This is a genomic window from Nocardia exalbida NBRC 100660, from assembly GCF_000308575.1.
In the GTDB taxonomy this organism is placed as follows: Bacteria; Actinomycetota; Actinomycetes; order Mycobacteriales; family Mycobacteriaceae; genus Nocardia; species Nocardia exalbida.
Map to the genome: position 1 here is coordinate 19,894 of NZ_BAFZ01000034.1, position 19,880 is coordinate 39,773.

Below are 19,880 nucleotides of genomic sequence, written 5' to 3' on the forward strand. Positions count from 1 at the left end.
ATTCGGATACACGAGCGCGAATGACTCCGGCAGATTGGAAAGCTGTGGCCAGTTGGCTCAACCCCGGACGAAACCGTCTGGTGGGACAAATGGGGCCAGAATAGGCCGGAGACCCAGGGGGTGCAGATCCGCGACAGGTACGCGAATCTGAGACACCGCTATATTGGCCGGCCTGCGATCCACGCGCGATCCGCAGCAGGAAAACAGGCGGTGAGCGGGGGATATGTGCGGAAGGCCGGTCGTTCGAGCGCCAGCGGCATCTGGAGTTGCTCAGGTATAGCTGGTGTCGTCCTGGATGACTAGGCTTCACCTCATGTCGGCGGCACGCGGAACGCGACCGGGGGTCCGGGCTGGGGGGGCAGGGGACTTCGTCGGCCGTGACGAGGAAGTGGAAAAGATCGTCGGCTTACTGCTGTCATCGGCTCGGTTGATTACTTTGATCGGTCCTGGCGGTATCGGCAAAACGAGCGTGGCAGCCGAGGTTGTTCGCCGTATCCGTAAATCGAGTAGCGCTCCGGTCTACTGGGTGCGGCTGGCTCGACTGAGCAAAGGCTCCGATTCCGCTGCTGTCGAGGAGGCGGTCTCTCACGAAGTGGTCGGGTCCGACTTCTCGGGGCGGCCGGGATGGGAAACCCTCGTCGCGAAGCTGACCATGAGTGGCGAAGCGGAGAGTAAAAAGAATCCCGTACTGGTCATGGACAACTGTGAACATGTGCTCGAAGGTGCTGGTCAGGTGATCACGGACCTGCTCGAGGCGGTGCCGGGTTCGACCATCCTGGCAACCAGTCGCGAGGCCGTAGGCTGGGTGGACGAGTACCTGGTGGCGATTCCCTCGTTGCCGCTCGAACACGCGGTGGTTTTGTTCCGGCAGCGTGCCGAACTCACCGGCCATCCCATCGGCAACAAAGGCGATCTTGCGTTGGCCACCCGGATATGTCGTCATATGAATAATTCTCCGTTGTATATCCGCCTTGCGGCTGCGCGGCTATCCCAGCAACCTCTGGAAATGATCGCCCGAGAATTGAGCGGCGAGGTAACGGACAAGCGGACGCGGTGGGCTCATTGGCCGCGGTTCGGAGCTGAGCCCCGACATCGAGGAGTGCGTGACGCCATCGCGTGGTCCTATGATCTGTGCCAGGACCGAGAACGGCTGCTATTGGACCGCATGTCGGTGTTCGCCGCCGGATATGACACAAGTCCCGAGGGCGATGTTCGCTCAGCCGCCGATGTCGGTGTCGACCTCGACACCATCGTGGCCGTGTGCTCGGACGATCACCTACACCGCGCAGACTCACAGCGCCTCGGGAACTCTGTCACGCTGTCGGCCGAAGACATCGGCGGCGTGCTCGAGCGTCTGGTCGACCAGTCTCTGGTCACGGCCCACAGGACGCCTACCACCGTCCGGTACTCCTTGCTGGAAAGTGTCCGAGTGTTCGGGGCGCAGCGACTGGCGGAACGATCCACTGCGAAGGCAGACGAACCCGCGCGGCTGGCTGGGCGTCATCGCCGCTACTACCGGGACAAGATGATCGCGGCGCAGATGAAATGGTTCCGGCCTGGCGCGCGTGATCTGTTCGGCTGGATCCGGGCCGCTTGGGACAATCTCGCCAAGGCGATCGAGACAAGTCTGAACTCCGGCGATGCGGCACTCGGCTTGGAAGTCTCCACGAGTCTGATGCTGCTCCCGTTTGTCATAGGATCACCCCGTGAAGTGCGCGGCTGGATCCAGCGCACACTTCAGGCAACCCGCATGTCGACGTCGACCCCAGATGACCTGCAGATTCGAGCCATGGCTCTGATCGGATGGTCCGCCCTCATGGCAGGCAAGACCGCCGAAGGCGAGCAGATGCTTGCGGATTGCACGGCTGCCTGCCTCCGCGGCTCGAAAACCATGCCCGATCTGCCGCGGGCCCTGCAGCAGGACATCGGCCTTCCGGCCCCAGCCGAATTCGCATGGGGCACAGAACTCCTGCTCGTCCATCGAGACCCGATGGCCATCACGGTATTCGCTCGCGCCCGTCAGAAGGCGACCGCACGCGGGGATCTCGGCTTCGAGATCAGGTGTTCGGATATGGAGACCTGGGCCGCAAGCTTCGTCGGATCGGCACAGCAAGCGCTGCAGATCACCCGGCACTACCTCGACGTCGCAACCGCATCCGACTCCGAATGGGCGAAGGGATTCGCCGAAAATGCACGGGCAGTGGCGCTGGCGAAGCACGCGAACCCAACTGAGGCGCTATACGTTGCTCGAAGTGCGCTCGCGCATCATATGTCGACACGTGACAGCTGGGGCGAATCGTGGGCGGTGCACATACGAATCTACGCGCTGGCGCGGGCCATCAGTGCGATGATGGCGACGGCAGGCACCGACCGTGCAGTACTCACCGAACTGGCGAGAGAGGCTGCGCAACTCGTCGGTGGGGCCGCCACGCTCCGCGCGGAGTTGAGCATCGAGGTCGATGATCTGCGGCCATTCGCCGGTGAAATAGCCGAGGCGATCGAGGTGGTCCGCAGCGTGCTGGGGCGCGATGCATTCGCCACCGAGCGGCGGAAGGGCTCCCTGCTGCGCTCGGAGTTGCGCGAGGTCCAGCGGCTGGCGCTGGGGACGCTATCCACCGACAGGTTGCCGATAGATCATCCTGCCAGGAAGGGCAGTCCTTCACATTGGTACGAACTGTCCACCGCTGAGCAGCATGTGGCAATCCTGGCCGCAGCAGGGTGGACGAACTCCGCGATCGCCGCCCGCCGAGGAAGCTCGTCCAAGACCATCGAAGCGCAGATGGCTGCGATCCTTCGGAAATTGGTGATCAACTCTCGCGAACACATCCTCGAGCTCGTGCCCGAGAACGAGATCGAATCGGTCCGATCAGCAGCGGCGACTCGCTCCGTCAAGAATCGGCCCGGGCCACGGATGCGTGACGGCTAGTACCACGTCCGCAGTCTGGCTCGCTGGCCACCGTCTTCGGCCGTGGCCGGGCGGCGAAAGCGCTTTCGTCCCTGCGCTATGAGTGTTGCGTGCGCGGCAGCGCCGATGCGAGCGAGCACCGTGTCCGAGGTCGTCACGGTCTTAGTCGCCTATTGCCGAAAAATACGGAAAAGGCGACGCGCGCGGTCAGCAGGTCGATCGGACGGAAGGATCCGTCCTCGGCAGTTGACGGGCCGGACGGACACCCTCAAGTATAAGAAGAACGTATAGGTCGATACGAAACATTCACTTCCGCGATAGCTCTGGCGCCCTCAGTCTTGAGACGAGCGTCACGTCAACGAAGGAGTGACCAGTGTTCGTAAGACTCTCCAGCAACACCGCGACCGTGCACCAGGCCGACGACTGCCACCGTCTGCATGTGCTCACGGACTTGCCGGACGCGGAACTCGCCGACGCCCTGCACGTCACCGGCGCGGGCCGCATGCGCGCCGACGGCGACATCGATCTCGATGTCGGCCGTCTATTCCGGCACGCGAAGGCCGTCGCTACCCTCGCCGACTGGTCCGAGCAGTGGGAACGGATGATCGACTACGCGACCGCCCGCCGCTGGGTCAGCGCCGACGGGGCATTCGTCCGCACGCATGTGGAGGCGACGCGATGAGCGGTCTTCCCGATCTGCGGTCGGTCACCCCAGAGGAGTTCCGCGCCATTCTGGGGCATCTGCCCACCTCAGTGGTCGTGGTGACGGCGGTCGACGAGCACGGCCCGATCGGCATGACGGTCGGTACGTTCACCTCGGTATCGCTGGATCCGATGCTCGTCGGATTCCTGCCCGCCGACAACTCCGCGAGTTGGGCGCGTATTCGGGCGGTCGGTTCGTTCTGCGCGAATGTTCTCAGCGCCGACCAGGTCTCGCTGTGCCAGGCCTTCGCCGCACGAACCAAAGACAAGTTCTCGGGCGTGGATTGGCGGGCCTCCGAATCCGGCTCACCCATCCTGCCCGATGTCGTCGCGTGGATCGACTGTGACATCCAATCCGTGTGTCCCGCAGGTGATCACGTGCTCGTCCTCGGCGCGATCCGTGAAATCGGCGTCGAACCAGGCGCGTCCCCGTTGATCTTCCACCGCGGCGCTTTCGGCCGCGTTCATTACGCGGCAGCCGCAGCGTCCTGATCGCATCGCATCACCAATTTTCTCCTGAACCAAGGAATACGACAGCATGCCTGCACTGCACGACGATCCCGGCACCGTGAAGGTGACTCACCAATACGGCCTGGGAATCCACGACACGGCCGCGGACAGCGACTGCCTCGACCCCGGCTGGCAACGACGCCAACTGCTGGAATACCTCGATTTCGCGGTAGAGGCAGAGGAACTCGGCTACGACGGATTGACCCTGACCGAACACCATGTGCCACGGATCTCGAACCCCTCACCGCATCTGCTGCTGGCCAACGTCGCGGCCCGCACGAACCGCATCCGCCTGGGCACGGCGATCACCGTCCTGCCGCTCTACAACCCGGTCCGAGTCGCTGAGGAAGCCGGTATGCTCGACCTGCTCAGCGACGGCCGATTCGAATTGGGAATCGGGCGAGGTAATCCGGTCGAGTACGAGATGGTGACCGGGCACAGCCCCGCCCGCAGCGGCCCGCATTTCAGCGAGAGCTGCGAACTGCTCGACAAGGCGCTGACCACTGGGGACTTCACTTTCGACGGCGAGTTCCATCGGCGGCCGCGACCGATCACCGTCACCCCGGATGCACGGAGCGTGCCGGTGTGGATGGCCGCCCAGAGTGATTTCTCGGTCGACTACGCCGCCGGCAAGGGATGGAATCTGCTGCGCAATTTCGGCGACAACCAGACCCATCGCGCGGCTTTCGACCGCTATCTGCGCGAATCCGACCGTGCCGGTTACTCACGGTCCGGCGCGAACTTCATGGTGTCGCAATTCGTATGCCTGGGTGCCACCGAGACCGAAGCCGAGCAGAGCCGAGAGCGCCTGCTCGAGGTTTTCTCCGGACTCACCAGGCCGACCGGTCCGGTCACCGATAGCGCCGCCGCACCGCACCCGCCCATCGTGTGTGGGACACCGGATCAGGTGCTGGATACTCTGCAGCGCACCGTGATCGAGACCGGTGCACGACGGCTGATGATCGAGGCCATTTCCCGGGACGAAACCCGGGTTTTCGCCAAGGAGGTCCTGCCCGCGTTGCGGGCCATCCCGATCAGCGGATCGGATAGCCGATGATGAACGGAAGCACTGCGGTTCACCTCGCCGATCAGGGCTACTTCTGGGTGGGTGTCGAGGTGGTCGAATCCGGACACGGCGCTGTGGTCGACGGTACCGCGCTCTACGTCGAATACCAGATCCCCCACGAGCAGACCCAGCCCTTTCCTCTGGTGTTCATCCACGGCGGCGGGGCACAAGGATTGGACTGGATCGCCACCCCTGATGGCAGACCAGGCTGGCGCACGCTGGCCTTGCAACGCGGATACGCCGTCTACGTGCTGGACCGGCCCGGGCACGGCAGGGCCGGCGGCGGAGCGACTCCCAGCGGGTGGCGGCCCACCGTGGACGGTATCGGCACGCTGTTCGCCGGCGGTGACAACCCGGACGCGACCCAGTGGCCGGGAACCGGCACCGCCGATGACCCGACCGTGGCGAACGTGCTCGCTGGCGCGGCCTGTGCGCTGCCGCCTCCTGACCAGCATCAAGAGCTGATGCGCCGCCGTGGATCGCAGCTCCTCGATCGCATCGGCCCGGCGGTCCTGATCGCCAACTCGGCCGGATGCGCCCCGGCCTGGCTGATGGCGGATTCACGGCCCGACATGGTCAAGGCGGTCGTGGCTCTGGAACCGCTGGGACCGAGCATGTCCTGGGCCGTCACCGAGGTTCCGATGGCCTACGAACCGCCCGCCTCGACGGCCGAGGATCTCGGCTTGGTCGAGATCGATCCCGTCCCGATCGGCACCGCGACGAAGCCACTGTTTCTCGGCGAGCCTCCACCGATGCTCCGCCAGTCCGGCACACCACGCCGATTGCCTCACCTGGCACAGGTCCCGCTGGCTGTCGTTACCGGGCAGGCATCCTTCGCCAAAGCGCTCGACTCCGCGACGGTGGACTACCTGCGTGGGGCCGGTTGCCAGGTCGATCACCTCGAGCTCGGCGATCTCGGCATCTACGGCAACGGCCATCTGGCGATGCTCGAGAAGAACAACGCTGATGTGCTGGTCGTCGTACTCGAGTGGATCGAGCATCGGACCGGCTCACCGATTGCCGCGCAGCCCGATTCGACGGTCGGTCCCTGACTGCCCATCTCTCTTATTCCTTCGTCGGCCGATCGGCCCGTTCAACAGATTCGAGGACAGATATGCCTGCGCCGAGTATGGACATCAACACCACCCAGGCCCCGCCATCGCTGACACCCGCCGAGGCTCTCGACAACGCGGTCAAACTTCGTGACCGCATCATCGCGGCGGCCGCGGAGACCGAGGCCCGGCGCTTCTATTCCGAGGAACTGCACCTCGAATTCGTGCGCGCCGGTTTCTATCACATGTTCCGACCGAAGATGTTCGGTGGCTACGAGTTCCGTCCCTGGGAGTTCTTCCGGGTGATGCGGGAGATCTCACGTGGGGACATGTCGACCGGCTGGAGTCTGACCTACGCCGCCGGCCACGCCCACCAGGTCGCGTCCTATTTTCCCGAATCGGTGCAGCGAGCGGTATTCGGAGAAGGGCATTTCGCCGCGACGTTCACCGGAAAGCCCAGCGGGACCGCGAAAAGAGTCGATGGCGGCTGGATCATCGACGCGGTCGCCCCGTTCTCCTCCGGGTGCGCCTACTCGACCCATTTCGTCGGGAAATGCTTCGTTGACGGCCCCGGCAGCGATGAGCGGATCCTGTCGCAATACATCGTCCCGCGCGCCGCGGTCACGATCCGTGACGACTGGGGCGCCACCCTCGGCCTCAAAGGCAGCAGTTCCCACACCGTAGAGATCAATCAGGCGTTCGTACCGCACGATTGGGTCCTGCCCGGCACGAACATCTCCAAATACGAGATCGGCACCGGCACCCCCGGATGGGAACTGCACGGCAACTCGCTCTATGGAGGACCGGCGAGCCCGTTCTTCACCTTCGAGCCGGCCGCGATCTCCATCGGCGGCGCCCGAGCCGCCCTCGACGAACTCACTGCGGCTCTGCCCGAACGCACCACCTCTGTCGACCCGGTTCAGAAGCGCTCACAGCACCCGCGCTACCAGATCTGGTTCGCCGACGCGGTCGCCGAAATCGCGGCCGCCGATGCCGTGCTCGAGCGCGCCTGCCGGCTCTGGGACGAATGCGCGGAACGCAGCACCTCAGGTGGGGCTCCCTTCACCCACGCCGAGGAACTGTACATCGGCCGTCTCGCCAAGCACGGTCAGATGATTGCACTGAAAGCTGTCCAAGAGAACATTATTCGCGGCCTGGGGACCAGCACCGTGATCGCCGGCGCACGCGGCGAACGTATCTGGCGTGACTGGTCGACCCTCTACACCCACATCGCCACGGTGAACAACGAGTTCAATGGCCTGGCCTACGCCGAGGCCATCCTCAACGGCCACGAACCGGCCCCGGCGTTCACCGACTAGGGCAACCTCGACGCGCGGTCACCGGACCTCGGTGGCCGCGGTGTCGAGAACCAGCTGGCGAAACCACGTGTGACCGGCATCGTCGGTGTGAGCCGGATGCCACCAGTAGGTCTCGACGACGGGGTCGAGATCGATGGGGCAGGCCACGATGTGGGTGATCCCGGGGCGAACCAGGATTTCAGCCAGGCGGCGCTGGATCAACGCCAGTCGACGTTGTGGTCGTACGAAGCGGGGCAGAATTCCGAAGCTGTTGACCGACAGCGAGTTCAAGCGCACACCGGCGCCGCCGAGGCGGCGATCGATGTCACTGCCGACGACGGGGTCGTGGAAGCCGAGAACCCAGTGCAGGCTGTTGAGTTCGGCAGGGGTCGATTCGGCGTCGGTGGCCGCGACGAGGCACACCCATTCGTCGCGGTACAGCTCGACGTGCGGCAGACGAGCGGGGGCGGCGGAGTGCGGCAGAATCAGCCCGTCGAGCAGCCGGACGCCGGTGCTGTCGTCCTCACCGATCGTCCGGCGGATCGGCCGGAATCGAAGTCGTGCCCGCGGAGCTTGTTGTTCGAACGCGTCCAGCAAAGTGGGGCCGAGGATGCTCAGCGAATAGTCCGATCCCCCGAGAACGAACTCTCGTTCAGTGGTGACGGGGTCGAAGCGTGACTTGGTGGCGAACAGCCGGTCGCTGAGTGCGACCACGCTGCCGGTCTGCTTACTCAGGATCACACCCAGCGGGGTCAGTTCGTACCGATTGCCGACGCGGGTGAGCAGTTCGTCACCGTAGTGGCGGCGCAGTCGCGCGAGCATCAGGCTCGCCGCCGGCTGGCTGACTCCGATGCGCTGGGCCGCGCGGGTGACGTTTCTTTCCTCGAGCAGCGCATGCAGTATCGAGATCAGGTTCAAATCCGGATGTGACGCGACCATATGCAGCCCCTTCCCACGGGGTCGACACGACGAGGGGATGCCGTACCCGGGTGGGCGCGGCACCCCCTCGTGAGCTCTGATCTCAGCCGAATAATGCCTTCGAGTTGCCGTGCATCACTCGACCGAGCAGCTCGCCCTGCAAGACCGCGGCCTCGTCGAGCTTGCTGGTATTGACGTGCACCTCGGGCAGAGGGGTGAACGGGAGATCGCTGCCGTAGTGCAGGTGTCCGGGATCGGCGACACTCAACAGTGCGGGCAGCATCTCCGGCAACGGCATCCCAGCCAGATCGAAGTGCAGGTGTTTCAGTGCCTGGCGCATCGGGTCGGTCTTGCCGACCATCTTTGCGCCGATCACATCGACTCGTGCGGTCACCGCGGGCAGTACCGCGCCGGCGTGGGGAACGATGACCTTGACGTTGGGGAAGCGCTCGAGAGTGCCCGACAACACCATGTCGGTCACCGTGCGGGTGGTGTCGAACAGGAACTCGAGCATCGGCCGCGGATACCGCAGCGGCTCGGCGGAGCCGGTGCAGGCCGCTGCAGGACTGGTCGGATGCATGAACAACACGGCCTCTCGGCGATCGAGTTCGGCATAGACCGGCTTGAGTCGCTTGTCGCCGAGATAGATTCCATCGAAGTTCGTTTCGAGCACCACGCCGTCGGCGTCGAGTTCGTCGAAGGCGTGGACGATTTCATCCAGTGCGGCATCGACGTCGGGTAGCGGTGTCGAAGCGAAGAACCCGAAGCGTTCGGGGTGGGCACGTTTGAGGCGTGCGCCTTCCTCGTTGACCTGCCGTGCCAATTTCCGGGCCGCGCCGTCGTCACCGAAGTGGACTCCGGGTGAGGAGATCGACAGGTAGGACTTCCGCACGCCCAAGCTGTCCATCGCCTCCAGGGCAATGGTTTCACTCCACTGCGGAATCCCCGGAATGCCATCGGGCCGGCTGTGCCCGTTGGCGATCAGCGCCTCGCGGTAGAAGTCGGGCAGGTAGTGGCAGTGCACATCGATTCGTGTCATTCATGCTCCTGATCGTTGGGCCGAGATCATTCGACGGGATGTCAGCGGTAGCTGTAGTCGCCGTCGCGGTAGCGCGGCGGAATGACGGGGATCTGCAAGTAGGACTGGTGGTCACCGCCGGTGTGGACGATGTGGCGGCCTTGGTTGGAGGTCTGCCAGCTCAGCGGTTCGAACCAGCCCCCCCTGATGTAGTGGCCTGCGATCTGCACCCGAATGCGCTGGCCTGCATGCCAGATCCGGCTGGTCGGCCAGATCGGGATATCCACGCCGACGATCTCGCCGGGACCGAGCTTTTCCTCGCTGCGGTGGGCAAGTACCGGGTGATAGTCGGTGGATTTGCTTTCGTCGAGTGCCCGGCGTGACACCCGCAGTTTGCCCCAGGCGCCGGGATGCGGATGTCCGAGGACATCGGTTGGCAGCCATTCACCGGTGGTACTGAGCTTCTGGATGTTGACGAACAGGTCCATTTCGTCGTGACCGTCGGCCTCGACGAACAATCGCAGCACCGAATAGCCGGTCAGTTCGGTCTCTTCGGTGAAGGCCATATCGAAGGTGACAACTCCTTCGTTGGCATCGTAGGAGATGTTGGACTGTGCGGTGACCGGGTCGAGCGACATCGATCCGGTTGCCGCGTCAAGGTAGAGGCGCTCGTAGCAGGTTCGCTCGAGTGGAAATTCGTTTTCCGCGCGGTTGATCTGGTAGTCGCAGTCGAAGGCGTCCATTACTTCCAGCCGCACGCGGGGGGTCAGTTCCCACCCGTTGTGAATGTTTTTGAGGTAGCGGTCGTAGAACCGTGTGAGGTCCTCAAGGTTGTGTGGGGAATACATGTCGGGCCACTCGAAGTCGCGGTGTGCCCGGATCCAGGTCAGCTCCGGATCGATATGCCGGAATCCCTCGAATGCGCCGTGTAGATGGATGTGGCTCCAGCCTGCGGCGATGTAGGCTGGCACCTGAATTTTTGAGAAGTCGGCGACCTTGTCGCGCCAGTAATTGTTGAGAAGAGGGTATCTGCGTGCCATCTCGCCGACATCCTCGACCATCCCGGTACCCGAGAGCAGATCGACGAGCACCGAATGGAAGGTCAGGCCGGGAACGCCGCCCTCGTAGATGGCTTCGGTAAAGATGTCGGAGGTCCCCTCCCAGGGGGCGATGCACGCCAGATGCGGGGGCTGCTGGGCGGCGATGGCCCATTGGGTCACCGCGACACCGGAGTTGCCGGCCATGCCGACTCTGCCGTTGCACCACGACTGTTCGGCGAGCCATTCGACGAAGTCGTAGCCGTCGCGCGCATCCTGGGAACCGTGAAAGCAGATGTCGCCCTCGGAATGCCCGACACCGCGCGGGTCCGCGTTGGCGATGGCATAGCCCCGATGGCACCAGTAGCCGGGGTCTGCGGATTCGAACTTGGCCATCAACGAGATCGTCGATGCCGGCACGCCGGGCACCTGCCACTGGCTCAGTCCGTCACCGGGGCGTTTGCCGAAGTAGCTCCACGAGATGATCACCGGGACCTGCGCGTCGGTGTCGGGTCGGTAGATGTCGGTGTAGATCGTGGTGCCATCGCGCAGCACGACCGGCTGGTCCTGGTCGCAGATGATGCCGGGGGCCGCGTGGTAGGTCCGGGTGTCGAATGGTGGGCAGTATCCGAGGTAGCCGCTGGCGACGAATTCGTCGTCGCTGCCTTCGCCGATGTCCGGCGGTCGACGTGCGGGCTTGTAGACGACGTCGATCTCCTCACCATCGAATACCTGGGTGACAGTGCGGAATTCGGTCGGCGCGTCGGTATCGGGATGCATGCGTTCCTCCGATCGGTCAGGCGGCGGCATTGTCGATAACCACGGCCCCGTTACGCAGGACCTGGTAAACATTGCCGATGGCGGTGATGTCGTCAAGTGGGTTGCCGTCGACGATGAGCAGGTCGGCGAGCTTGCCCGCCTCGACGGCGCCGATCAGTCCGGACATGCCGGTGAGTTCGGCGTTCGTCTTCGTGACCGCGGTGAGGACATCGGCAGCCGGGATTCCCTGGTCGTGGACCAGCATCACGAGTTCATTGCGCAGTCTCCAGCCGTGCATTCCGGTCGAATGCGCATCCGAGCCCACCCCGAGCTTCACACCGCGGTCGAAGGCTCGTTTGACGAGTTTGTTTCCGTAACGCAGGGTGCGGGCATCGGTCTCGGGTGTGGTGTCGCGCTGATGGGCCACCATGGTCGGCACCAGATAGCCACCGTAGGTGGTGATGAGATCGAACAACGTGTCGAAGGCGGCGGGGTCGTCCCATTCCTCAGCTCGCATCACCAGATGCTCGATGTCGTCGGCGCCGAGCTGTACCGCGCGCATCGCGTCATCGAGGGTTTCTGTGTGCGTGGCAACCATCAGGTTGTGATCGTGCGCGGTGGTGATAATGGCTTCGGTGAATTCCCACGGCATCTTCAATTCGGGTTTGGCAGGGCCGAAGATCGCATTGTTCGAGATGATGATTTTGATCAGATCGACGCCCGCGTCGGCCAATTCGCCGACGAGGTGCTTGGCTTCCCCGACGGTTTTCGGTACGCGCGCTGCTTCTTTCAACGCTTGCGGATCGTTGAACCACACGCTGCCGTTGGGATGTCCACCTTCCACTTGAAAGCTCGGTCCGCTGGTGACGATCCGGGGACCGGTCAGGGCGCCGGATTCGATGGCGTCGCGCACAGCCAAGCTGTCGGTGAGGAAATCGCCCAGACTCCGGACGGTCGTCACGCCGTAGCGCAGCGCACCTGCCCTCGGGTCGGCGTAATCATCGGTGGCTTGCCGACCCGCGAAGGCCGGTCGGCTGCCGAACCCCAACCCGCCCAAGTGCACGTGGGCATCGATCAAGCCGGGCAGGATTGCCTTGCCTGCGAGGTCGATGATCTGCGCGCCGTCCGGGATTTCGATTGCGGCTCCGACAGCGGAGATCCTATTGCCCGAGACGATGACGGTGGCATCAGGGACGGCGGGCCCGCCGTTGCCATCGATCAGTAGCGCGTGGGTGAACGCGATGGTCATGGAATCCTTTCAGTGAGCATTGAGCTGGTTCGGTTCCGCCGGCACCGCACGGCGGGTGAGTCGGCGGACGAGTTTGACGAGCAGGAAGCAGACCAGAGCGGCCAGCAGCACCATGCCTGCATAGGTGGCGAACTTCTCGAAAAATGGTCCGGCGAAAAATCCACCGGAAACGAAGATCGCGCTCCAGATCGTGGTACCTGTGGCACTGAATGCCAGAAACCGTGGGAAGGAGTATTTCGAAGCGCCGATCAGGACGGGAATCGTCGTGCGCAGCAGCGGAATCCAGCAGGCGAACAACGTGGCCACGGTTCCGCGCTTGCGTAGACTGCTTTCGCCCTTCTCCAGGGCCCGGCGCAACTTCGAGTCGACCGGACGGTGCCGAATCCAGTCGTCGAACACTCGCCCGAGGTAGTAGGTGCCTGTCGGGCCTACGACGTTCGAGGCGATCACGACAGCCAGCACGATCTGAAAATCGACGCGATTACCGGCCGCGAGAATGCCTACCAGCACGAACAGGGGCTCGCCGGGAATTATCAGCCCCATCGGAATCCAGAACAACGAGATCGTCAGTGCCGCGATAGCCGCGTACAAGGCCAGACCATGTACGCCATCCAGCGCCGTGGTGATATCGAACATCTAATTGCACCAGTCCGTTCAACTACGCAGCCAGAAGCCGCCAGGCGGCCGGCGGGAGCAGGTCCGTCGGTCCCGTGGGGTACTCGCATGGGGCGAGCAGGCAATAGAACAAAGTCTGCGCAGAAGATCGCTATACAGGAAATCAATCCTTGGTATCTATGTATATGATTTCGCAATAGTTGCCGGTAAACGACACTGGAATCGGCATTTCAGTGTGTGCGCTACAGGGCATCACCGACCTCATCGCCGTTCCAGAGCTCCGCATCCATCGGGCCATCGGTCAGTTTCGAACCCCTGCCATAACGTGTTCGACCTGCTCGAACGCGACGGTGCCAGCACCATGGCCTTCCATATGTCGAGCGGCGCGCGCGCCTGGCCGAACTAGACCTCACCGGCGCCAGGGTGCGTATCCCGCGTGCTGAATCGAGATCCCGGTCGAGGCGATGCTCGACACCGCCGCCTCCCAAGGTCTGGAAGACCTGTCGTCGGCAAGTGGCTGGATTCCGCATATCGACCTGGACTTCCCGTCCCGACGTCTGCGAGAGCTGCGAGCGACCTGGGAACCCGCACATGCGGGCGGCGGAGGTGCAGGGGCTATGTACCCAGATCCAGGGGCGTCGGCTCACATATGCCGCAGGGGCGGAAGTAGCCGCCCTCGGTCATGGTGATGCCACCCTCCGGCACCGGGCGGGCGCAGAATTCCGGCGTCCAGACAGGTCAGCTCGAGGCGAATGCCTGGACGTCGGTCCAGCGCGGTGAGCTGATCTTGCCAAGGATCATCCGGCCTCCGTCTCCGATGGAGCGGATTACGAAAGCGAAATCCTCATCGGCGTGAATTCCTCACGCGATGGCGCGAGAGGGTGGGTCTCGCCGGTGAGTGCGGCTACGGCTTGAGCGACTTCTGCGATGGATGCTCGGACGTAGGTGAGGGTGGTGCCGTCTTGGCCGCTGGGTTCGGCGTGGGCTGCGTATGCGCGTGCGGTGGCGTATCCGAAATTGCGTTCGACCCAGGTGAGTGTGGTGTGTCGGAGCCAGTGAGTCGTGATCTGCTGCGTGGTGACCCAGGGTAGGTGGCGTCCGATTCTGTCCCAGATGTGGTCGTAGCGGCGACGTGTGATCGGACGGCCGTGCCGATATCGCAGGAGTTGCTGACCCAGTTCAGGGTTGCGCTCACTGTGCTCGAGCAATCGGGTCATCAGGGTGGGGGACACCGGCTGCCAGTGCATGGTTCCGCCTTTGCCGAACAATCGGATCAGGCATTGTTCGGGTTCCAGGTCTTCCCTGCGGAGCCGCAGCGCGGTTCCCGTGCGGCAGGCTGTCTCCAGATGCAGTCGCAGAATGAGGGTATCGAGTTCGGGATCGTTTCCTGTTGTGGTGGCGATGTGGTTGATTTGGGCGAGTTGGCGGGTGGAGAGGGCACGTCGTGTGCTCGGCAGCCGTGAGGGCTTGTTGATATCGGTGGAGGGGTTGCCGGAGGAGGAGACGTAGCCATCGCGGTCGGCATAGCGGTATAGGCAGCGGATCGCGCCGACCATATGCTCGGCGGCAGATCGTCCGTCACGGCTGTTGCGGCGTACCACGGCATTGCGTCGGGTGTGCTCGACCAGTTCTTGAAGTTCGAGGGCGGTGGGTTCGTCCAGTGCTCGGTCGGGCCATTTGGCGGTGAGTCGACGCCAGTAGGGCGTGTAGGTCCGTCGCGCGCCGGGCGGCACTGCCTCGATGAGGCGTGGCACATACTCCGCGAAGGTAGGAGCCTTCGTGTGATGGGCCGCGGACCGAAGGAGGTCTTCAGGGCGAATGTTGAGGCGTTCCAGCAACAGTCGGGCTACCTCGAACTCGTGGGTGTTCACGCGGTGCCCGCCATCGTCGTCAGCGTGGATGCCAAAGCCTCCAGCACGATCCTAGACGGGATGAGCGCCACCATGCTTGCGGAGGGCCAGGCGGTGAGGAGGATGTGGTCGCCCGCGGCGACACCGGTGGCGTGTCGTACTGCCGCTGGTAGGCGTATTTGCCCTAGCGGACTGATCGCGTGGCGGGTCTTCTCCGGTGGGGCACATCGGATCGCGACGATCTGTCCGACGGTCGAATAGGTGATGGGTTGGCCTGGCGGCCATCCCATCGCAGCGAAGACACGCTGACCGGACAGGCGTGCGCGGTCGTTGACGATCGATACCATGACTGTCGGAGCAGGTGTCCTGAATTGGCGGGCAGGGACCGGCCCTCCGGGTAAGGGCAAACCTACATTGCGTCGTTGACTAGGCATGGACACTTCATTCCTGTCCCGCCTGCCGATTCTCCCGAATCTATGAAAGCTCATCTTCGGCGAAGACGCCAGACCACCTTCAGCAAGGGGGCGACGGGGATACGCGAGCAGTGCCGTACTGCCGTCCGTTATGGCCACTCGTCCAACCACCCCGTGCAGGAACCTCTCGTCACCGGTTCGCGGTCATGAATCGCAATGAGGCGTAGGGAATCGTGGTCAAACGTTGGTTTGCGGGGCCGCTGTCTCGTATCGGCAGCTCGCTGAGCTGGGGTTTTGTGATTGCGAGGAGGTCGGAGGTTCAAGTCCTCCTAGCCCCGGTGTGCGCATCAAAGGTCAAAGTTATTCGGCCCTTTGAGATTCTCATCGCTTCTACCCAGTCTAGGCAAGATCCTGCCTCGATCGCGTTTCCCGGTAGGCACGGGTGGCCGGACATCACTGACGTGAACCTAGCCTTGGTGCATGTTGGTGCAGCGTAGCGTGGGGCTGGGCTGGGTACGCCTGGTGGGGATGTGGATTGCGACAGGATGTTCGTGGGTTAGACACCGAGCTTTTCCTCCAAGCGTTCTATCGCTGCTGAGTGCGTGGTGGACGCTGAATCCAAGATCCATACGTCGTCGTTGACAGGGTGAAAGCCGATCGATTGCCAGACGTGTCGAACCTTTCGTAGCTCGGCTTCAAACTCGGGATCATTGGAATCAACTTCGAACGGGTGGGGAAGGGTGACCGCGATCCCGTCGCCGTCACCAACAAGATGTCTGAGGATGTAACTGATCAGGAGCCTGCCCACGCCGCCTTGCCCGCGAAACTCCGGCTCGAGCGATGCTCTGTCGATGAGCACCACTCGCGAGGACGGCATGGCGAGCGTCTCTTCGACGTCGTCGCGCAGGCTATTTTGATTGTGCTCGAGTACTGCGGTCGCCAGTTTTTCGTAGTCACTGCTGATCGCGTCCAAGGCGTGGTAGATGCTGTTATTAGGGGTCCAGAGGTCTGCTACCACACCGTTCATCCACAGGATGGTGCGAGGAGGTAGTTGGCCGTCGTCCACGGTGGAGCCGAGTAGGCCGTGGCTGGACCACTGTGAGATGCCCGGGCCGAAGGTCCCATCACTCCTTACGGGTGTTGTAATTATTGTCTTGAAGTGCATTCTGTCCCAATTGATTTCGACCGACATACTTGCATTGTATTCGTGCCGCGGCGCCTATCGACGAAGTCGGCGCCCGGGGGACGGCAGTGGTGCCGAGCGGTAATCGACGGTAGGTGGTCGTGAGCGGATCGGGAAGGCTTCAGCCGGGCAGAGTTGCAACCTGGGGGCGAAGGTGTCGCGTCTCGATCAGGTCGGCCACGGCTGCCCGGATCCGGGCCATTCCATTTCGTATCGACGGATTGGAATCCAATGGAATTGAGACAGTGGGCGCTGGTCGCCCGATTGGCCAACCCGCGCGTGCGCCCAGATGCCCGACGTTGAGGGCTGACACACTTGTGATGTAGCAGCCGATTCCATTCCATTCCATATCGTGCCGAGTGAGTAGAACGATATGGACGGATCAGATGAGACTGCCGGTGTGTCGAGACGGCCGCCGTGCCGATCATCTCGGCGGTTCGGGGCCACGGCTATCCGCGAACGCAGCAGCAACCGCAAGATCACCTCCTACGTAGGAAAGGTCAAGCGCGGCGGATCAGTGATTCGTCCGCGGCGCCGCCCACCCATGATCGTCCGGAGTTCATGTGCGGCATCCTGGCTGCGCGGCCGCTGAGCGCGTGTCCGTCTTTCGTGGCGGGCTCTTTGTCTACGGCAAGGCAGGCGGGCCACGGCACGAGTCGTCGTGCTTGGCGGTTTCGGTCTCATAGGTCGTTGCGGGGAAGCGTAAGGGTCGCGGCTTCGCTGAGTATCCGGCTGATGGTCGACCGGCTTCTGTTCAGTTCGTTGGCGATGCGGGTCGGATTCCATCCGTCGAGGTGATGGTGGGCCAAGGCTTTCGCCACGAGTTCGGGGTCTCGTCGCCGAGCCGGATCGCGTGCGCACAATTGTGCCGCGAGGTCGGCGAAGTCTCGGCTTGTGGGGTCGGGTAGGTGCGGTGCTGTGAGGACCAGTTCTACAGCAGTTGGTGGCGTGGGCACGGTTTCGGCGTCCGAGAACGGGACGTGCGCCCGCGATATGGAGTCGTCGTTGCGGAGGTCGTCAGCGTGCGCACGCTCGTTGCTGGGGGTGGAGTGGGCGAGGGCGAGTAGCGCGACGGTGGATTGGGTCATGGATCCTTCGATGATCAGCGGCCACAACCACGCTTCGCTCTGGGGGATTCCGGCGGTGATCGCCAGCGACCGGAGAGCGGTGAAGGAGAGCCAGAACGCGCCGGTGGCCATGAGAACCGTCATCGCGGTCGCGACCCATCGTGTGGCGCGGGTGGCGGTGTGCGCACGTGCGAGGACCGTCACCCCGTGTACCGCCGCCAGGAGCGCCAGCGGCGGGATGATCGCGACCGCAGCGGCCACGACGGGCAGTGCCGTGTCGTGCAGAAGGGCTTGGGTGGCGTTGCCGGTGAGGCTGACAGTGGCCGCAGCGGTGAGTACCGTCCAAAAGAAGCCGTGCGCACGAGATTTGGGTGTGGTCGCCTTGGGTGGTGGCGTCCGCACGATCGCCGTGGCCGGGGTGAGGGCGGTGTCGGACATCAGAGGATTCCTCCGGTCGCGGGCTCGTCGTGCGGACGGTTCGGTGTGCGGTATGCGGGTACGAGCGGGTGCGCTTCGCCGGTCAGTACGGCCACCGCGGCGGCGACCTCGGTGATGTGTGCTTTGACGTAGGTGGCGGTGGTGCCGTTGTTCTTGCTGTGGTGTCCGGCGTACTTCTGGGCGACGGCGTAGCTGAAGGTGCGTTCGGCCCAGGTGAGGGTGGTGTGCCGTAACCAGTGCATGCTCACGCCCTGTGTGGCGACCCACGGCAGGGTCTGGCCGATCCGTGTCCAGATGTGGTCGAAACGCCGTGATGTGATGGGTCTTCCGTTGCGGTAGCGCAGCAACTGTTCCGAGCGCGGGCTGTGGCGTTCGGCGGCGTGCTGGAGTAGGTGCCGCATCAGTGTGGGGGACACCGGCTGCCAGCGGTCGGTACCGTCCTTCTCCCGCAAATAGACCAGACATTGGTCGGGGTCGAGATCGTGCGGACGCAGTGCGAGGGCGCCGCCGCGGCGGCAGGCGGTCTCGATGTGCAGGCGCAGGATCAGGGCATCGAGGTCGGGGTCGTTGCCGGTGGTCGCGGCGACGGTCCAGATCTCGTTCAACTGATTGGCGGGGATCGCGTACCGGTGTGAGGGCTGGCGGGTGGGCATGGTGAGTTTGCGGGCGGGGTTGTCCACGGGTCGGATCCAGCCGGTGTCTTCGGCGTAGCGGTAGATACACCGGGTGGCGCTGATGAAGTGCTCGACCGCGCTGGTTCCGCCGCGGGAGGCGCGGTTGACCCGCGTGCCGGCTTGGATGCCGGCCGCCATCTCTTCGAGATCGGCTTTGGTCGGCTCGTCGAGGCGCCGTTGGGCCCAGTGTGCGAGCAGGTGCTCGAAATGCGTGTTGTAGGTGCGCAGGGTGCCTTCGGACAACCGGGCCCGGACCTGGGGGATCACCTCCGCGAAGGTCGGCATCCGCGTGTCGGGAGTGACGAGATCGGCGGGGGAGATGCCCATCTGGGTCAGCAGCAACCGTGCGGCGGCCACCGTCTCCGCAGTCGCGGGTGAAGGGGCGTGTGCGGTCATCACGCCCCTGCTTTCAGCAGCCGCAGGCTCGCGGCGCACAACTCCTCGAGTGCGGCGGGCGGATGGATCAGCAGGGCGCGGCGGGTGCGGTGCCCGATCAGCAGGGCCCGCTGACCGATCGACAGACTCACTCGGCGCCGCAGCCTATACGGAACGCGGAAGTACCCGCCCTCGGTCATGGCGATGCCACCCTCGGGAACCGGTCGTGCCAGCAGAACCCCGGCCTCCAGACAGGTCAGCTCCAGACGCATGCCCGGACGCCAGCCCAGCGCGGTGAAGGTGATCTTGTCCAGGATGCGGCCTCCGTCGCCGACGGAGCAGAGTCCGTAGACGAGATCGTCGTCGGCGGGACGGACCGCGCGGTTCGTGACTTGCGGTCCGTAGATGAGTTCCTGCAACGACGACTGCGGCGGGATGACCGGCGCGATCACCGCTGACCACCCCTCCCGGCGGCGGTGCCAGCAAACTTTCCGAAAGGGTCACCACTGTCGCAAAGTGGCAGATTTGCCAAGAATCGATGCAGGTCAGAGCGTGTTTCCACTGGTCGTCCTCCGTGTGTGAGAGTGCACTCCAACACGCGGCACGAAAAAGTGTCACGACTGACGGGAATCTGTGCGCGAGAGGGGACTTGAACCCCTACGTCCGTGGACACCAGAACCTAAATCTGGCGCGTCTGCCAATTTCGCCACTCGCGCTTGATGGTACGACCGTCCAAACTCTACCGGGCGTT

Annotated in this window: 17 protein-coding genes and 1 tRNA gene; 6 read left to right on the forward strand and 12 right to left on the reverse strand. The window is 63.8% G+C overall.

From position 1 onward, the window contains the following. The first annotated feature begins 388 nt into the window (after positions 1–388). From ON29_RS07080 to ON29_RS07105, 6 genes are all read left to right on the forward strand, one after another. Positions 389–2,926, forward strand: coding sequence for an ATP-binding protein (locus tag ON29_RS07080; protein WP_217999096.1), 2,538 nt, complete (start codon positions 389–391; stop codon positions 2,924–2,926). Between the two features lie 352 nt (positions 2,927–3,278). Continuing rightward, a complete protein-coding gene (locus ON29_RS07085; protein ID WP_051174950.1) occupies positions 3,279–3,587 on the forward strand; it encodes a hypothetical protein in 309 nt (102 codons plus the stop codon). Beyond that, the gene (locus ON29_RS07090; protein WP_051174951.1) at positions 3,584–4,099 is read left to right on the forward strand and encodes a flavin reductase family protein; all 516 of its coding nucleotides are present in this window, start codon (positions 3,584–3,586) and stop codon (positions 4,097–4,099) included. Before ON29_RS07085 ends, ON29_RS07090 begins: the two co-directional genes overlap by 4 nt. 46 nt (positions 4,100–4,145) lie before the next feature. Continuing rightward, positions 4,146–5,174, forward strand: a complete 1,029-nt coding sequence (locus ON29_RS07095; protein WP_040865354.1) for an LLM class flavin-dependent oxidoreductase — start codon at positions 4,146–4,148, stop codon at positions 5,172–5,174. After that, positions 5,174–6,235, forward strand: coding sequence for an alpha/beta fold hydrolase (locus ON29_RS07100; protein WP_040865355.1), 1,062 nt, complete (start codon positions 5,174–5,176; stop codon positions 6,233–6,235). Before ON29_RS07095 ends, ON29_RS07100 begins: the two co-directional genes overlap by 1 nt. Positions 6,236–6,297: 62 nt before the next feature. Beyond that, positions 6,298–7,554, forward strand: coding sequence for an acyl-CoA dehydrogenase family protein (locus tag ON29_RS07105; RefSeq protein WP_083863289.1), 1,257 nt, complete (start codon positions 6,298–6,300; stop codon positions 7,552–7,554). Between the two features lie 18 nt (positions 7,555–7,572). Here ON29_RS07105 and ON29_RS07110 read toward each other — a convergent pair whose 3' ends face one another. The 12 genes from ON29_RS07110 to ON29_RS07165 all read right to left on the reverse strand — a co-directional run bounded on the left by ON29_RS07110 (position 7,573) and on the right by ON29_RS07165 (position 19,845). Continuing rightward, positions 7,573–8,472, reverse strand: a complete 900-nt coding sequence (locus ON29_RS07110) for a LysR family transcriptional regulator (protein WP_040865356.1) — start codon at positions 8,470–8,472, stop codon at positions 7,573–7,575. Positions 8,473–8,554: 82 nt separating this feature from the next. Next, entirely contained in the window at positions 8,555–9,490 is a 936-nt protein-coding gene (locus ON29_RS07115) for an amidohydrolase family protein (RefSeq protein WP_040865357.1), read from the reverse strand. A 41-nt stretch (positions 9,491–9,531) separates the two neighbouring features. Then, the gene (locus tag ON29_RS07120; RefSeq protein ID WP_051174963.1) at positions 9,532–11,286 is read right to left on the reverse strand and encodes a CocE/NonD family hydrolase; all 1,755 of its coding nucleotides are present in this window, start codon (positions 11,284–11,286) and stop codon (positions 9,532–9,534) included. Positions 11,287–11,302: 16 nt separating this feature from the next. After that, positions 11,303–12,514 carry an amidohydrolase family protein gene (locus ON29_RS07125; RefSeq protein ID WP_040865358.1) on the reverse strand — a complete coding sequence of 404 codons (1,212 nt, stop codon included), beginning with the start codon at positions 12,512–12,514 and terminating at the stop codon, positions 11,303–11,305. Positions 12,515–12,523: 9 nt separating this feature from the next. Further along, positions 12,524–13,150: a DedA family protein gene (locus tag ON29_RS07130; RefSeq protein WP_040865359.1), complete on the reverse strand. Its 627-nt coding sequence runs from the start codon at positions 13,148–13,150 to the stop codon at positions 12,524–12,526. A gap of 806 nt (positions 13,151–13,956) precedes the next feature. Further along, entirely contained in the window at positions 13,957–15,000 is a 1,044-nt protein-coding gene (locus ON29_RS07135; protein WP_040865360.1) for a tyrosine-type recombinase/integrase, read from the reverse strand. Next, positions 14,997–15,326 carry a hypothetical protein gene (locus ON29_RS07140; protein WP_040865361.1) on the reverse strand — a complete coding sequence of 110 codons (330 nt, stop codon included), beginning with the start codon at positions 15,324–15,326 and terminating at the stop codon, positions 14,997–14,999. The genes ON29_RS07135 and ON29_RS07140 overlap by 4 nt, the downstream gene beginning before the upstream one ends. Positions 15,327–15,948: 622 nt before the next feature. Further along, positions 15,949–16,584 carry a hypothetical protein gene (locus ON29_RS07145; protein ID WP_040865362.1) on the reverse strand — a complete coding sequence of 212 codons (636 nt, stop codon included), beginning with the start codon at positions 16,582–16,584 and terminating at the stop codon, positions 15,949–15,951. Between the two features lie 671 nt (positions 16,585–17,255). Continuing rightward, positions 17,256–18,080, reverse strand: a complete 825-nt coding sequence (locus tag ON29_RS36630; protein ID WP_051174953.1) for a DUF2637 domain-containing protein — start codon at positions 18,078–18,080, stop codon at positions 17,256–17,258. Beyond that, positions 18,080–19,150, reverse strand: a complete 1,071-nt coding sequence (locus ON29_RS07155; RefSeq protein WP_051174954.1) for a tyrosine-type recombinase/integrase — start codon at positions 19,148–19,150, stop codon at positions 18,080–18,082. Before ON29_RS07155 ends, ON29_RS36630 begins: the two co-directional genes overlap by 1 nt. Continuing rightward, the gene (locus ON29_RS07160; RefSeq protein WP_051174955.1) at positions 19,150–19,581 is read right to left on the reverse strand and encodes a hypothetical protein; all 432 of its coding nucleotides are present in this window, start codon (positions 19,579–19,581) and stop codon (positions 19,150–19,152) included. The genes ON29_RS07155 and ON29_RS07160 overlap by 1 nt, the downstream gene beginning before the upstream one ends. Before the next feature lie 182 nt (positions 19,582–19,763). Continuing rightward, positions 19,764–19,845: transfer RNA gene (locus ON29_RS07165), tRNA-Leu, on the reverse strand. Positions 19,846–19,880 lie beyond the last annotated feature (35 nt).